The sequence below is a fragment of the Methylomonas sp. Uni0011 genome, from assembly GCF_056850255.1.
The window spans coordinates 27,522-41,737 of sequence record NZ_JBVVNO010000009.1; the positions used below are offsets into that span (position 1 = coordinate 27,522).

Sequence of the window (14,216 nt, forward strand, 5' to 3'; positions counted from 1 at the left end):
GCGATGCGCTATAGCCTGGTTTGGTTCAAGCGGGATCTGCGCCTGCACGACCACGCGCCGCTGTGGCAAGCTTGCCGCCATGGTCCGATCCAGTGTCTGTACATCATCGAACCCAGCCTGTGGGCCGCGGCCGATGCGGCAAGCCAACATTACCTTTTTCTGCGGGAAAGTCTGTTAGACCTGGATTTGGCGCTGCGAAAACGCGGTGGCGGCTTGCGGGTTGAAATCGGCGAAGCGGTCGATGTACTGGAACGGCTGTGGCGGCAGGCGCCATTCGCGGCCTTATATTCGCATCAGGAAACCGGCAACTGGCTCAGCTTTCAGCGCGACTTGGCCGTGCAGCGCTGGTGCCGGACTCGGCGTTTGCCCTGGCACGAATATCCCCAATTCGGCGTCGTGCGCCGCCTGCAGGATCGCGATCTGTGGCAGGCCGAGTGGGAAAAACTTATGGCCGCGAATTGTCTCGCAGCACCGACGACCGACCAATGGCTGCAACCGGCGCTACCGATGACGTTGCCCGAGCCACAGACCTTCGGCCTGACCCAATCCGATCCGCCGCAGCGGCAACAGGGCGGGCGCCGCCAGGGCATCGAAACCTTGCGCGATTTTCTGTTCGAACGCAGCCGCGGATATCGCGGCGGCATCTCCTCGCCATTATCGGCACCAACTGCCTGCTCGCGGCTGTCGCCGTATCTGGTCTTCGGTTGCCTGAGTCTGCGGGAAGTGGTGCAAGCCAGCCGCCGCCAGATCGCTGCCTTGCCGCAAGGCGACCCGCGCCGGGCCGGTCTGACGGCTTTCGTCAGCCGTCTTTACTGGCATTGCCATTTCATCCAGAAACTGGAAAGCGAGCCGGAGCTGGAATTCAGAAATATGCATCGCGGCTACGACGGTCTGCGCGAAGCCGATTGGAATCCGCATCATTTTCAAGCCCTGATCGACGGCCGCACCGGCTGGCCGCTGGTGGATGCCTGCGTGGCGATGTTGAAGCAGACCGGTTGGCTGAATTTCCGGATGCGGGCCATGCTGGTTTCGGTGGCCAGCTATCCGCTGTGGCTGCACTGGCAGCCGGTCGGCCATTGGCTTGCTGGGCAATTTCTGGATTACGAGCCTGGCATTCACTGGAGCCAAATGCAAATGCAGGCGGGCACCACCGGCATCAACGCCACCCGCGTCTATAACCCGATCAAACAAGCTCGCGACCACGACCCGCACGGCCACTTCGTTAGGCATTGGCTGCCGGCCATGCGGCGGGTGCCACAGGCATGGCTGTTCGAACCTTGGCGGATGCCGGCCAGACTGCAACAGCAATGCGGGGTCAAGGTCGGCGTCGATATTGCCGAACCGCCGGTCGATCTGGAAATCGCCACCCGACAAGCCAAAGCCAGACTTTATGCCGTGCGTGGCAAGGCCGAAGTCAAAGCCGCCAAGGCCGCCATCGTCGCCAAACACGGTTCGCGCCAGCGGCCGGCGCCGCGTCGAAAAGCTCGAGCCGCCAGCGGCTGGATGCAAACCGAATTGGAGTTTTGATGCATCGCAAGGCTTCGCTGCCGTCGAAAGTCTGCCCGGTCTGTAACCGGCCGTTTGCCTGGCGCAAGAAATGGGCAAAAGACTGGGATGCCGTGAAATATTGCTCGGAACGCTGTCGCCGCCAACGGCCTGCGGTAACCGCGCCATGACCACAGTGCGCTTGATCCTCGGCGACCAGCTCAATCCGCTGCATAGCTGGTTGGTCGATAGCGACCCGAACGTGATTTACACGCTGATGGAAATCCGCCAGGAAACCGATTACGTGCTGCACCATGCCCAAAAAATCGTCGGTATTTTTGCGGCGATGCGCGACTTTGCCGGGCAATTGGCCGCTCAAGGCCATCGCGTGCATTACCTGAAAATCGACGATGCCGGCAACCGGCAAGCGCTGCCCGCCAATCTGGATTGCTTGATCGACCGCTTTCAAGCGCAGCGCTTCGAATACCAGTTGCCCGACGAATGGCGGCTGGATCGGCAGTTAAAGGACTATTGCCAAAACCTGGCTATCGTCAGCCGGGCCTGCGACAGCGAACATTTCTACACCGAGCGCGACGAAGCCGCCCAATGCTTCGGCGCCCAGCCGCATTGGTTGCTGGAAAAATTCTACCGGCGGATGCGGGTCAAACACGGCATATTGCTCGACGACAGGCAACGGCCGCTGGGCGGGCAATGGAATTTCGACCGCGATAACCGCAAGGCCTGGCCCGGCGTGCCGGCGGTGGCTTACGACAACCGGCCGCGGCATGACCATACCGCGCTGTGGCAACAGATCGTCGTTGCCGGCGTCAACAGTTTCGGCGCGGCCGACGCCGAAGACTTTCGCTGGCCGCTGAATCGGGCGGAAGCGTTACAGCAACTCGACGCGTTTATCAGCGATGGCTTGGCCCAGTTCGGCGATTTTCAGGACGCGATGAGCCGGCGCAGTTGGCGGCTGTTTCATTCGCTGCTGTCGTTTGCGTTGAACACTAAAATGCTCAGCCCGCGCGAAGTGGTCGAGCGAGCCGAAGCAGCCTATCGCCAGGGCCAAGCGCCGCTGGCGGCCGTCGAAGGTTTCATTCGGCAAATCATCGGTTGGCGCGAATATGTGCGCGGCGTGTACTGGGCCAAGATGCCCGAGTACGCGCAACTCAACCATTTCGATCATACCCGGCCGCTGCCGTCCTGGTTCTGGACCGGCGAAACCCGGATGAACTGTCTGGCGGCCTGCATCGGCCAGTCGCTGCAATACGCTTACGCCCACCACATCCAACGGCTGATGGTAATCGGCAATTTCGCATTGCTGGCCGGCTTGGCGCCCGAGGCGGTGCATCGCTGGTATCTGGGTGTGTATATCGACGCCTTCGAATGGGTGGAACTGCCCAACACGCTGGGCATGAGCCAATTCGCCGACGGCGGCTTGCTAGCCACCAAGCCTTACGTCTCCAGCGCGGCCTACATCGACCGGATGAGCGACTATTGCAAGGGTTGTCATTACGATAAAAAAGCCCGCAGCGGCGAGCGCGCCTGTCCATTCAACGCGCTGTACTGGCATTTTTTCATCCGCCACCGCGACCAGTTACAGCGCAATCCACGCCTGAGCATGGTCTATCGCAACCTGGACCGTTTTGCCGCAACCGAACGCGATGCGCTGGTTTGCCGGGCGCAGGTAGTGGTGACGGAACTGTCCGGGCTTTGAATGGGGCTTCGCCGCAAGGGCTTACAGATGATCTGAATATTCGCGGCTCCGGTCCAACCGCAGCTATTTGATTTGAGTTGCCTGAGCTTAAGGTGCCGGGGCAACCGCAAGCTTATGCTGCTCGCGCGGTTGCGCCGGTTTACTGTCGGACGAAGCGTCCGATCGATTCCGGAGAATTGGTTAATTATTGATTGGTATTGGCACCGGCCGGCGCGAAACCGTCCACGCTGATTTCCACAACGGGTTGGCCTTCCTGACCGGTTTGACGGAAGCGCAACGCGCCGGTCACGGCGGTCGGCGTTGCCGAAGTACAGCCGCTTTGCACGTAAAACCAAGACGAATCACGCATTGATGAGCCGTCCGGGTCCATGAAATTGACGTCCGAGGTAAAGTCCACCCAGTTGTCGCTGATGGGGGCGACCGAGGTCAAGGGTTGCGCTACCGTGCTGCCGGCGACGTGGGCGACCGAGGTAGAGGTCAAGCCGACGCGGAATAAGACTTCATCCGATGCCGAGCCGCCGCGGGTGACGAAATTGTAGCCGGCGGAAACCGGGCCGCGATTGCGAAAGCCGGCGCGTTTGAAATCGTTGACTTCGAAATACTGGGTGCCGGCTGACGACGGGTTGTAGTCGACGTTGTTCAGGCGGATTTTAGCGGCGTAAACGCAACTGGTTCCGGCGGCGTTACGCCAGACTTGGTCGGTTACGGTACCGATGGTGATGTTGTTGATGCGGATATTGCGCGGGGTGCTGACGACCAGAGAGTAACCGCTGACCGGCGGATTATTGCTGGGCACCGCGCAGGTGTTGTTGGCGCCGCCGTTGGGCGAAAACGTTGGCGGAGTCGACTCCAAAGAGCCGAAGTCGCCGGTCAGGTTGCAGGTCGCGTAGGCCGAAGTGCCGCCGGGGACGGCAAAGCCGGTGGCCGGTAGCGTTACCAGGCCGGTGGCCATGGCCGATCCGGAGACGGCAAAGGCGGCGAGCATTGCTGCCGCAAGTGATGTGTGTTTCATGGTTTCTCCTTAGTTCGATAAATTGTGTGTCGTTGCTATTGAGGAGGGTTTGCTCGTCCTTGAGCATTGGAATCGGCTAGAAGCCGTGTCCAACGCAGGTGGTTACCTGGGTTCCGTCGACCGTCACGCCATCCGGACAGATGGCGGACAGAAATTGGGTGCGGCTATCGATAATGGCCCGCTCGCTGCCTTTGGCCGCCGAGAGGTCGGCGCCGCGTAAATCCGCGCCGGACAGATCGCTACCACCGAGTTCCGCCCCCGCTAAGTTGGCCTGTTGCAGATCGGCATCGGCAAGTAAGGCATCGTTTAAATTGGCGTCGGACAGATTAGCTTCCCGCAACCGGGTGTCGGTCAGTGCGGCGCCGGCTAAATTGGCGTAGCTGAGGTTGCTGTTACGCATGTCGGCGTTTGCCAATTGGGTGCCGCTGAGTTCCGCGCCGGTCATGGTGGCGTGGGCCAATTGCGCCTGGGACATGTCGGCGCCGGCCAGTTTGGCGCCGGACAAATTGGCTTGGCTGAAGTTGGTTTGTTTCAGATTGGCCGATTCGGCGATCAGCGGGTTGTTGCCGTCCGATTGCAAGCTGGACAGATTGGCGCCGGCCACCCGGGTTTCGGCGCCGATGACCAGCGAACCGATCACTGCCGCGCCGGATAAATCGGCGCCGCTCAAATCAGCGCGGCCCAATTCGCCGCCCAAACGGGCTTTGAACAGCACGGCGCCGGCTAAATTTCGATCCTTTAGGCTCGTGTTCTCGCTATAGTCGCAACGGGTCAGATCATCGCCGGCCTTTGCGGTTCGGCAAGTTTCCAGGTCGGCGGCCTTGAAGGTCTTTAACCAGCGCCAGTAGTTAGGGCTGCTGTCCGGCACTTGGTTTTGATTCTCGGCTTGTAGGCTCAAATAGGCCGAGCCGGCGTAGTTGACCCGGTCATTGGCGGCATAGATCGGGGTTTCCCCCCAGTCGCCGCGAAACACACCAGGTAATTTCCCCGCGGGAGCCGGATTTGGCTCGTTAGGCGATAGGGTTTTCGGGTCGGTATCGGCCAATGCCAAGTCGGCATTGCTCGATGTATTGGCCATTGCGGCGTTTGGTTGTGGCCGAATCGGCTTTGCACCATTGCCAATCAATAGCTTAGGGGGAGCGAGCGAGTTTTGGTCGCCGGTCGACCATTGCAGGGCGCCGCCGAAAATCATGGCTACTGAAGCGATACCGGCGCCGGATAACACCGTCTTGTAAATATTCATAAGCGTGCTGACGAGTCGAAGAATTCGGTCTTCGCTACCGAGACCTGTTTTTCATTCTAGCAGGCATATTGCTGCATAAAGCGCAGGAAAAAATCCTAAAAAATTATTGAAATATAAGGAATTTTTCCTGTATCCCTCGACGAGGTTGCCGATTAGAATCGCGCAGTTTTCGTTAGAGCCATCCTCGCACGAGGCCAACTTACCAACCACTGACCTTTCCCATGTTGTCGCTTTCCGATCGCTATTCACCGCACTCAGTCTGCGGATGCCGAACTACGTTCTCTTGGTCGCTCCTAGCGCTGATCCTGATGTTTGGTGCCCGCCAATGTCCGGCGGCAGAGCGCGAAGTCGAAGCCAACGAATTGGATAGTGTCATCGTCGAAGGCAAACCCACCGCCAAGATCAGCCCGCTCGAAGGTTTGCAACTGGAAAAAGAGCAAATCGCCGGCAACATTCAGTCGATCTCCGCCAAAGACATCAAGGAATCCCTGGCCACCAGCATGGGCGACTTGATGAACAGCCATTTGCAATCGGTTAACGTCAACGATTACCAGGGCAACCCGTTCCAGATGGATATCAGCTACCGCGGTTTTTCGGCGTCGCCGCAATTGGGTACGCCGCAAGGCCTGTCGGTGTTTATCGACGGCGTCAGGGTGAACGAACCCTTCGGCGATATCGTCAATTGGGATTTGATCCCGATGAACGCCTTGTCCAGCATGGACGTATTTCCGGGTTCCAATCCGTTGTTCGGATTGAATACGCTGGGCGGCGCCTTGTCGCTACGCACCAAAAACGGTTTTGACGATAGCGGCGTCAACTTGCGGTTTACCGGCGGATCGTGGGACCGGAAGAAGGGCGAGCTGACCGCCGGTTGGAACAACGGTACCGTCGCCGCTTTCGTGTCCTTTACCGGATTCGACGAAGAAGGTTGGCGAGACAATTCGCCGTCCCAGGTCAACCAGGGTTTCGCTCGTTTCGATGTGCGCGGCGACAATTACAATCTGCGTTTCAGCACCTTGGTGGTGGGCAACAACCTGTTGGGAAACGGCTTGATTCCGACCGATTTGTACCGGCAGGAGCCGGCCTCGGTGTTTACTTCGCCGGACAGCACCCAAAATCAGCTCCAGCAATACACCTTGGGCGGCGAACTGTTTTTGAACGACGAGTGGAGTGTCACCGGGCAAATTTACCGCCGCGACAGCAACCGTAAATCGGTTGCCGGCGATATTTACGAAGGATTTTCGGAAATGGATGTCGGGGGCGCGGGAACAGACCAAGTCTTACAGGCTAACGGCACACTGACCGGCGAGCCGGTGTGCCGCTATCAGGATGCTAATCGTGACGGCATTATCGATTACGGTCTTTTTATCTACGATCCGTTTACCGGCACCAGTACCCTGGATCCGACGAGCATAAACAAAAAGAACTTGACGGTAGAGGACAGTAATAATCTGTATCCGTTGGATCCTTTGAATTTGAGCACCGGCTGCAGCACCGTGCGTTACGAGAGGGTGTCCGGCCCGCGCAACGGTGCCGCGGGCGACAACACCGATCCAATCAATCCCGACCCGATTTACTCGCCGACCGGTTACATGCCGGGCACCCCGATCGGGGTATTGAGCAAAACCGACATCGGCCAGATCACCGACGGCGCCTCGCTGCAATTGAACTGGAACAACAAGCGGCATAAATTCATGTTCGGCGGCTCTATCGATTATGCCTCGACCGATTTCGACACCAGCCAGCGCCTTGGTTTGATCGACGCCAGCCACCGGGTGTATCTGGACCCGGCCAACATCGATCCGATTTACACCGCCAGCCAGCAGGACATCAACAACAACTCCTTCAGCGGCGTGTCCCGCACCCTCAGCGGCTATTTCAGCGAGACGTTTTCACCGGTGGATAATCTGCACCTGAGCGTTTCCGGTCGCTTCAATCGCACCAACGTCAAAAACCGGATGCGGGCCCGTACCCGTGCCGGTTTCGAAAGTTTGAGCGATATCAAAGACCTCAATCAATACCGGCCGACGGTCATTTTGTGCAACGGCAGCGATCTGGCCTCGTGTGGGGATACACCCAACTACAACGACGAACGCTGGTTAAATGACGTTTATAACTCGCAAAACCCGTACTACGGCCTGGGCCAATATAGCGAAACCCCAACTTCGGAAAGCTTCGACTACACCTCGTTCAACCCGTCGGCCGGCTTTAGTTATCTGCCGTTCAAAAACCAGGATGTACCTTACAAGGACTTGAATCCGTTCTTTAACTGGAGCCGGGGCACGCGGACGCCGTCCACTGTGGAACTGGGCTGCGCTTACGACGGCACCATGGTGCCGCAAGATCCGGGCGACCCCAACTCGCAATCAATACCGAAAAGTTTGGCGACAATCGGCGGCTCTTGCACCTTGCCGACCGCCTTGTCCGGCGATCCGTTTCTGCCGCAGATTTTCGCGAGTTCTTACGAATTTGGGGTGCGCGGCAAAGTCTTCGGCGATTGGAATTGGAATGCCGGCGTCTACCGCACCGATGTCAGCAACGACATTTATCTGGTCGGCATTACCGCCGACCGCAGCTTTTTCGACACCATCGGCGAGACCCGGCGGCAGGGGATCGAGTTCGGTTTTTCCGGCAAGGCCGGCATCGTCGATTTCTCGCTGAACTACGGCTATACCGACGCTACCTTCCAGTCGCATCTGTTCATGCTGAGTCCGCACAACAGCAGCGCTGCTCAGCGCGATGTCAATGCCGATTTCGGGCAGCAATTGTACGATTCGAGCGGGCGGCCGATTGTGGCCTTGCAGGACATGATCGAAGTAAACCCCGGTGACCGTATGCCCGGCGTACCGTTGCACAACATCAACGCTTCGCTGAATTTTCATGTAACCGAGCAATGGCAGTTCGGCATCAACATGGTGGCGCACACCGCCTCCTTCGTGCGCGGTAACGAAAACAACGACCATCAGCAAGGCGCCTACCAGTATTACTACACCACCGACCAACTGGGTAATTCGATCCTGGTCAGAGGCCGCCAATACAAAGATGCCGGCAGCGTCTCCGGCTTTGCCATCTTTAATTTGAAAACCCAGTACCAAGTCAGTAAGACGGTCAAAGTGTTCGGCATGATCAATAACTTGTTCGATCGGCAATATGCGACGGCCGGGCGGCTGGGTACCAATCCGTTTTCGCCGTCGGAGCGCGGTGCCATCGGTCCGAGTGGCTGGAATTACAACTCCAGGGATTGGCTGAGCAGCACCTTCATCGGGCCCGGTGCGCCCAGAGCGTATTGGGTCGGAATCGAGATGTCGTTCTAAACCGCAACAAGCCAAGTCTTACCCCCAGATTGGCTCATCCTCCAAACGGCTGAAAGGCTGACGGTGTGGAAACCCGGCCGTAGCACATTTTGCCGTTTGTGAAATATTCACCTGCAAATACCCTCTCTGGGGAGGGGGAAGCGCAGCGCCGGACCGATTACAGTATCCGCCCAGTAACCGGGCTGATGCGTCGAAGCACAACTCAAAGCACGCCCCCGGTTAACCGCAGTTCGGAAACCGCGATTCGCTCGCGGTTTCCGCGCTACTGCAAGTACCGACAGCTTCGGCGCATCCAGGTCGTGCTGTTGCATGCCGCCGGACCCTTGCGGTTTGGCGGTTGTTGATGTTGATCTGCCCCCCCCAAGGATGCGGCCAACATGTTTTAGTCCATTTCCAAACTCAGGTGAATACGATGAATCTTGTTAAATCTTCGCTACTGGCCGTGCTGCTGTTGCCGGCGATCAGTTCCAACGCCAGCGCCGCCCTGGTGACGGTCGACGCCGCCAACTTCGGCATCTTCGAAAAAACTGTCAGCGGTGCCACTACTATTGTTTCCCATACCACGCCGGATAATTTGCCGCGCTACGACCTGGGCAGTCCTTTTTCCGACACGACGACCCAGATTACCATCCGTCACTATTTTGTTTACGACTTGAGCCAAATCACCGGCAAGATCGTCGGCGCGACCTTGAAAATCTTTTCGCCCAGTGACGCCAGATCGCCGAACGAAACCGATCACTACAAAATTTCCGCGGTTTCGACCGGCGTCGATGTGCTGACCAACGGCAATTCCAGCGCGGCGGAAAATCTGGCGGCCTTCGATGACATGAACGACGGCACCCTTTACGGCCAGACCGATCTGAAGGCCTCCACCATCACCACCGGTTCGATTCTGACCATCGATTTGGCGGGGGCGCTGGCTGACTTGAACGCCAAGCTGGGCGGCAAATTCGCGTTGGGCGGGGCCATCGATCCCCTCGTCAGCCAAGACGACGGTAACGGCAATTTGCTGGTGCCTTATTACTTCTCGGGCGCGCAGAACAGCACCGATCCAGTACCGCAATTGATCCTGGAAACCGCGCCGGTGCCGCTGCCGGCGGCTTGGACTTTATTCCTGGCCGGCGCGGCCGGTTTGTCGTTCGCCAAAAAACGGCGGCTGGCGGCCTGACGCAATCGGCGGCCTTTGCGGCCGCCGTCTCCATTTGCTGCCGGCCCGCGCAATCCGGGCCGGCACGTTCTTATCTCGCCAGCGTTTTCCAGATACCCTGTGTTTTGGTATTGAACACATCGGGAACTGACACCCCGCTATTTTGGTACGATGATGCCGCGGCGGTCGGCGCGTAGCCGGCGTCGCGCAAAACTTTCGGCAGATTAGCGGACACTTGGCATGACGAGTTCAATCAACAAATCGGCAAATCCCCAGGGCAAGGGCTTGGTCGCGCTATTGGACAGCTTGCAACAAGCCAAGCAGCAACTGGTCGTACCCGCCAAGAACCTTCAACAAATCAGCAGCGACTTGTTCACCTCGCTGTTCGTGTTAAACAGCCAGATTCGCTTCAAACCGACCGCCGGGCAAACCTATTGGCTGTACTTCAAGGATAACCAGTATCGGCTGTCGTTGATCGCGCCGGAGCAATGGCCGCCGGCCCAATCCGGCCGCTTCATTGGCGCTTGCGAATTACAAGCGGATTTAAGTTGGACGCTGGAGCTATCCGACGCCTGCGCCAATGACAACGCCTTCCTCGAAGAAATCGCCGACCGCCGCCGCCAACTCGAACAACAACTGCAACAAGCCGAAACCATCGACGCCGCCTTGCCGGTGTATCTGGAAACCCTGCCGTACTATTCCCGCGTCCTCGCCTCGGCGCTGGCTTATTCGCTGAAACAATCGATGCAGAAATCCGGCATTTCCGGGTTGAGTTATCGGCATGTGGAACGATTGTTAGCTGGGCCGGCTGAATAATCCATCCGCTAGACACGTTGAGGGCGTTGCGTTTAATCTAGTGCTGGAAGGCCTGAGTCGACCCTATGCGGACAATCAACAAAGACCTACAATTCCGCCGCGTTTGACATTCTTTGTGTTGAATTAAAGCAAGGACAGTACGCTTCCGACTCTCAAATTACCCTTGCCGCCGATATATATCCGACCAGCATCCGAAATATGCACATCGCCAAGCCCTTTTTCATCTGATCGATATTGCCCAATCAGTGCAAAACGTCCGTTTGGTTTGTTCTTAAATACTGCAACATTCTTGTCGAAAACTGCGGCTAGTAAATTTAGCCTCTCATTTGCAGTGAAATATTGAGAACCCGATGACCATGAGTAGCCGAAAAGTTTAGTCGGTGGTTCGGCAACTTGATATTTGTAAAGCCCACCAATACCACTCACCACAGTTTTATCGGATAGACCGACGAGATTAGGTCCAAATTCATCAGACGATGCATTGTCGAATACCGTTTTAGGTTTACAGGGTTCTTTAACATCATAAAGAGAAAAGCCCCTAGAACTGGAAGAAATTGCGAGTTGATGAGCATCGCTAAACTCAGTGAATGAATAGGCGAATATTGCGGCGCCACCCTCGGGTTTGAATGGATTTGTACAAATTAATTTCGGAGTGTCTTTTCCGAGTCTATACACCAAGGTTCCGCGTGACAAGCTATTAGGAAGGCGGTCACGTTCTTGAAGATATAAATATTGACCGTCGCCTGATAAATGCAAGGTCATGAACGAACCATCGATTCTCTCGATGAGTTTTGGCTGTTCCGGATTAGAAATATCTACGATAAACAGACCATATTTTTTGTCGGCTGGTGCTCCGTCATACCATAGGCTGATTAAATACAGTATTTTGCCATCTGGACTCACCGCAAAATCATTGGCATAAATTGCTGGAACATGCGAAATAACTTTCGGCTGATCCGGATTTGCGAGCGAAAATAAATAGAGACCGTGGACATCATCGGGAACCAGTTTGTCCCAGGGAATTACGGAAGCCAATAAAATATCAGGCCGTAAAGGGGCTATATTTAATTTGTTTATGTAGCCGTCTATGGGAACAATCGAGGATAGTTTCACTTCATTGCTAGTTGCCTCCGGAGTATACGCAGGTAAATTTTGCTCCAAACCGAGCGACTTTAAGTAGGCTTCGTTTTCCTTGTTCTTTGCCATGACGACGGCAAAATCCAATGCATTGAAACCGCGTTCATCGACAGCGTTCAAATTGGCGCCATGCTTGATTAGCAATTTCAGCATGTCGACATCGGCGTGTTGCGCGGCATGCATCAACGGCGTTCTTTTGGTGTGGCTAAGGTCTGGATAGACGCATTCATCGCCGTTCCGGAGTTCTGCCGCCAATTTATAGGAATGGTTTACATCGGCTTTGTGAGCTAATAAAAGTTCTGTCGCTTCGTGATCGTTTTCGCCAATGGCGTAAAACAACGCGGTCTTGCCAAAATCGTTCGCCACATTAACCGATATTTGTTTTTCCAATAAAAAACGCAAATTTTCGTGATTACCAATAGTTAATGACAGCAACGGTTCAGAGCCGTTCTCGAAACCAGCCAAATCTGAAGAACTGAGTTTTTCCATCAAAGTCGCGATGAAAGCTTTTGGCCGATCATGCAGCAAGGCCGCTTTCAACGCTTGGTATATCTGTTGTTTGGGGATGGGTTGACCATTATCGGTGGTTTCAACCAGTTGGGCCTTAAAGTCTTCAAGGGTGGTCTGCGACTCCCTAACTAGCGTGACGAGTTTGGATTCCGGGATATAGGCTTCGCTTGGGAAACTTCCGGCGGCTCTGTCGACAAGGCGCATAAGCGCATGCCTAGCAGCCTCTGTGGCTTGCGTTTCCGTCATGTTGAAAGAACTTTTGTAATGCGCGGCTAGCTGAGGTAATGCCTTGTCAAATTCGGAAAAAAACTGGTTGTGCATCTGAGAGTTATAGAGGCTTTTTTCTGACCACTGCTGGAAATAACCCAGCAGGTTTTTATGGAGAATAGCAGGCCTTAGTCGGGCAAACGAACGCTCGTCATCCGGATTTTGATCAATTTTTGCTTGCTCAAGGAAAATCAGCGGAGCAAATCCGGCCTTTGCCAAATCAAAATGGTAGTAACGCCAATGCGCATGAATGATCGAACCGGAACAGTGACCGTGGCCAAACGCTTCCTGGCGTATCGATTCAGTCAAATCAAGTAGGTTTTTCATAAATGGCAATGATGCCAAGCTTTCAGGGCAGCCGTAATCGATCTCAATAGGCGAGTTGTGCCCGGAACCCAAATCGACGCCTTCGATAAAAATCCTTTCTGGAAATTTGCGCATGTTTTCACAACTTATGATGCCATCGGCAAAAGGATCCAGCGCATCGATTCTGTCGGTGTAGGCTTGTTTTAAGCAGGCTTCGTCCGAGCAAGCGTTTCGAGAGTGTTTTAACCAATGCTTTTGTTCGGCAACCAAACGATCTTCGTCGGCATTGTTTGGTTTTTGACTGTTTTCTTCGACCGGCCTAAATCTTTTCCGTTGATTCGAATAGGTATCTTCTAGCTTCGAATCTAATTCGGAAAGCTGCTGAGTTCCGCATATAAGCTTTTCAATATTGGTTTTAGCTTTATTACAATCAAAGCTGGCGGATAAAGAAACATTGTAAAAACACGATAACACCAACAGCAACATAATCCTGAACATATGCAGACATCCCAATCTTAAAGTCGAAGGCGTTGAGATTAGCAAAGTTTTAGTTCACGAACTATCGCGTCATCATTTGTTCAAATGCGATTGGCTGCTATTGGCGACAGCCAACGTCCGCTCTTGGCCGATAGCAACCCCCAAAAATTTCAAAACACCCCAAATTATTCCCGCTTCCGAACAAATGTTACCTTAATCCGCTATGGCCCTTATTTGGCTTTATAGCGTGCTTCCAGTTGAGTCAGTTTCTGTTCGAGATCGGGGGGGCTAAAAAAACGAAGGCATTTCCATATTTGCGCTTGCTCAGGATATGAAATTCGTCCGCCATTTTGAGCAAATCGGTGCGCGCGGTTTGGTAGCTGAGTTTATGGGCGGCCTGATGTTGCTGGATGGTGTAGATGGTCGTCGGGTGATCCAGGGCATGTCTCAGAATCGCCAACTGCCTGTGGTTTAATTTTCCTTGTAAAGCCGAGCCTTCCAGGCATTGCTCTATCTCGAATATCTCCGCCGCTTTCTTCTCCATATATTGATGTAAAGCAGTTATGGCTTTTCTGATGACTTCCAGTTGATGAACGATGAAATACGTCAAATCGTTATCGTCGGTTTCGGAATAAAGATAGGCTCTGCCGTATTGCGCCGGCGCTTGCTTAATGATCTGCGAAATGGAAATAAACTCCATCAGCCAATAGCCCTGGCTTGCCATAGACCAATAAAACAACGCCCTGGCGGTACGCCCGTTACCGAACCAGCCTCCCCCGCCAGGT

At 55.1% G+C, this 14,216-nt stretch carries 10 protein-coding genes; 6 read left to right on the forward strand and 4 right to left on the reverse strand.

Annotated elements, in window-relative coordinates; genetic code table 11:
• Positions 1–3 precede the first annotated feature (3 nt).
• Genes AC0IM9_RS12180 through AC0IM9_RS12190 form a run of 3 tightly spaced genes read left to right on the forward strand, consistent with a single transcriptional unit; the run spans position 4 to position 3,202 of the window.
• Positions 4–1,527 (forward strand): cryptochrome/deoxyribodipyrimidine photo-lyase family protein, encoded by a 1,524-nt coding sequence (locus AC0IM9_RS12180; RefSeq protein WP_482804172.1) that lies wholly within the window; start codon positions 4–6, stop codon positions 1,525–1,527.
• On the forward strand, positions 1,527–1,676 hold the full coding sequence (locus AC0IM9_RS12185) for a DUF2256 domain-containing protein (RefSeq protein WP_445372331.1): 150 nt from the start codon (positions 1,527–1,529) through the stop codon (positions 1,674–1,676). The genes AC0IM9_RS12180 and AC0IM9_RS12185 overlap by 1 nt, the downstream gene beginning before the upstream one ends.
• A complete protein-coding gene (locus AC0IM9_RS12190) occupies positions 1,673–3,202 on the forward strand; it encodes a cryptochrome/photolyase family protein (protein WP_482804173.1) in 1,530 nt (509 codons plus the stop codon). Before AC0IM9_RS12185 ends, AC0IM9_RS12190 begins: the two co-directional genes overlap by 4 nt.
• 184 nt (positions 3,203–3,386) lie before the next feature.
• Here the strand turns inward: AC0IM9_RS12190 and AC0IM9_RS12195 are convergent, their stop codons facing one another.
• Together AC0IM9_RS12195 and AC0IM9_RS12200 are read right to left on the reverse strand one after the other, a co-directional pair.
• Positions 3,387–4,214: a hypothetical protein gene (locus AC0IM9_RS12195; RefSeq protein ID WP_140912108.1), complete on the reverse strand. Its 828-nt coding sequence runs from the start codon at positions 4,212–4,214 to the stop codon at positions 3,387–3,389.
• Between the two features lie 76 nt (positions 4,215–4,290).
• Positions 4,291–5,457, reverse strand: coding sequence for a pentapeptide repeat-containing protein (locus tag AC0IM9_RS12200; RefSeq protein WP_482804174.1), 1,167 nt, complete (start codon positions 5,455–5,457; stop codon positions 4,291–4,293).
• Positions 5,458–5,765: 308 nt separating this feature from the next.
• Here AC0IM9_RS12200 and AC0IM9_RS12205 point away from each other — a divergent pair, with 308 nt between their 5' ends.
• The 3 genes from AC0IM9_RS12205 to AC0IM9_RS12215 all read left to right on the forward strand — a co-directional run bounded on the left by AC0IM9_RS12205 (position 5,766) and on the right by AC0IM9_RS12215 (position 10,734).
• Positions 5,766–8,771 carry a TonB-dependent receptor gene (locus AC0IM9_RS12205; RefSeq protein ID WP_482804175.1) on the forward strand — a complete coding sequence of 1,002 codons (3,006 nt, stop codon included), beginning with the start codon at positions 5,766–5,768 and terminating at the stop codon, positions 8,769–8,771.
• Between the two features lie 412 nt (positions 8,772–9,183).
• On the forward strand, positions 9,184–9,939 hold the full coding sequence (locus AC0IM9_RS12210) for a hypothetical protein (RefSeq protein ID WP_482804176.1): 756 nt from the start codon (positions 9,184–9,186) through the stop codon (positions 9,937–9,939).
• A 219-nt stretch (positions 9,940–10,158) separates the two neighbouring features.
• On the forward strand, positions 10,159–10,734 hold the full coding sequence (locus AC0IM9_RS12215) for a DUF2452 domain-containing protein (RefSeq protein ID WP_140912112.1): 576 nt from the start codon (positions 10,159–10,161) through the stop codon (positions 10,732–10,734).
• A 123-nt stretch (positions 10,735–10,857) separates the two neighbouring features.
• Here the strand turns inward: AC0IM9_RS12215 and AC0IM9_RS12220 are convergent, their stop codons facing one another.
• On the reverse strand, positions 10,858–13,440 hold the full coding sequence (locus AC0IM9_RS12220; protein WP_482804177.1) for an ankyrin repeat domain-containing protein: 2,583 nt from the start codon (positions 13,438–13,440) through the stop codon (positions 10,858–10,860).
• A gap of 253 nt (positions 13,441–13,693) precedes the next feature.
• Entirely contained in the window at positions 13,694–14,131 is a 438-nt protein-coding gene (locus AC0IM9_RS12225; protein WP_482804178.1) for a hypothetical protein, read from the reverse strand.
• Between the last annotated feature and the right edge of the window lie 85 nt (positions 14,132–14,216).

Bases quoted from the DNA above. Each gene is read 5' to 3' on its own strand.
- AC0IM9_RS12215 (WP_140912112.1), top strand. From the start codon at position 10,159: ATGACGAGTTCAATCAACAAATCGGCAAATCCCCAGGGCAAGGGCTTG.
- AC0IM9_RS12185 (WP_445372331.1), top strand. From the start codon at position 1,527: ATGCATCGCAAGGCTTCGCTGCCGTCGAAAGTCTGCCCGGTCTGTAAC.
- AC0IM9_RS12190 (WP_482804173.1), top strand. From the start codon at position 1,673: ATGACCACAGTGCGCTTGATCCTCGGCGACCAGCTCAATCCGCTGCAT.
- AC0IM9_RS12205 (WP_482804175.1), top strand. From the start codon at position 5,766: ATGTTTGGTGCCCGCCAATGTCCGGCGGCAGAGCGCGAAGTCGAAGCC.
- AC0IM9_RS12225 (WP_482804178.1), bottom strand. From the start codon at position 14,131: ATGGAGTTTATTTCCATTTCGCAGATCATTAAGCAAGCGCCGGCGCAA.
- AC0IM9_RS12195 (WP_140912108.1), bottom strand. From the start codon at position 4,214: ATGAAACACACATCACTTGCGGCAGCAATGCTCGCCGCCTTTGCCGTC.
- AC0IM9_RS12200 (WP_482804174.1), bottom strand. From the start codon at position 5,457: ATGAATATTTACAAGACGGTGTTATCCGGCGCCGGTATCGCTTCAGTA.
- AC0IM9_RS12180 (WP_482804172.1), top strand. From the start codon at position 4: ATGCGCTATAGCCTGGTTTGGTTCAAGCGGGATCTGCGCCTGCACGAC.
- AC0IM9_RS12220 (WP_482804177.1), bottom strand. From the start codon at position 13,440: ATGTTGCTGTTGGTGTTATCGTGTTTTTACAATGTTTCTTTATCCGCC.
- AC0IM9_RS12210 (WP_482804176.1), top strand. From the start codon at position 9,184: ATGAATCTTGTTAAATCTTCGCTACTGGCCGTGCTGCTGTTGCCGGCG.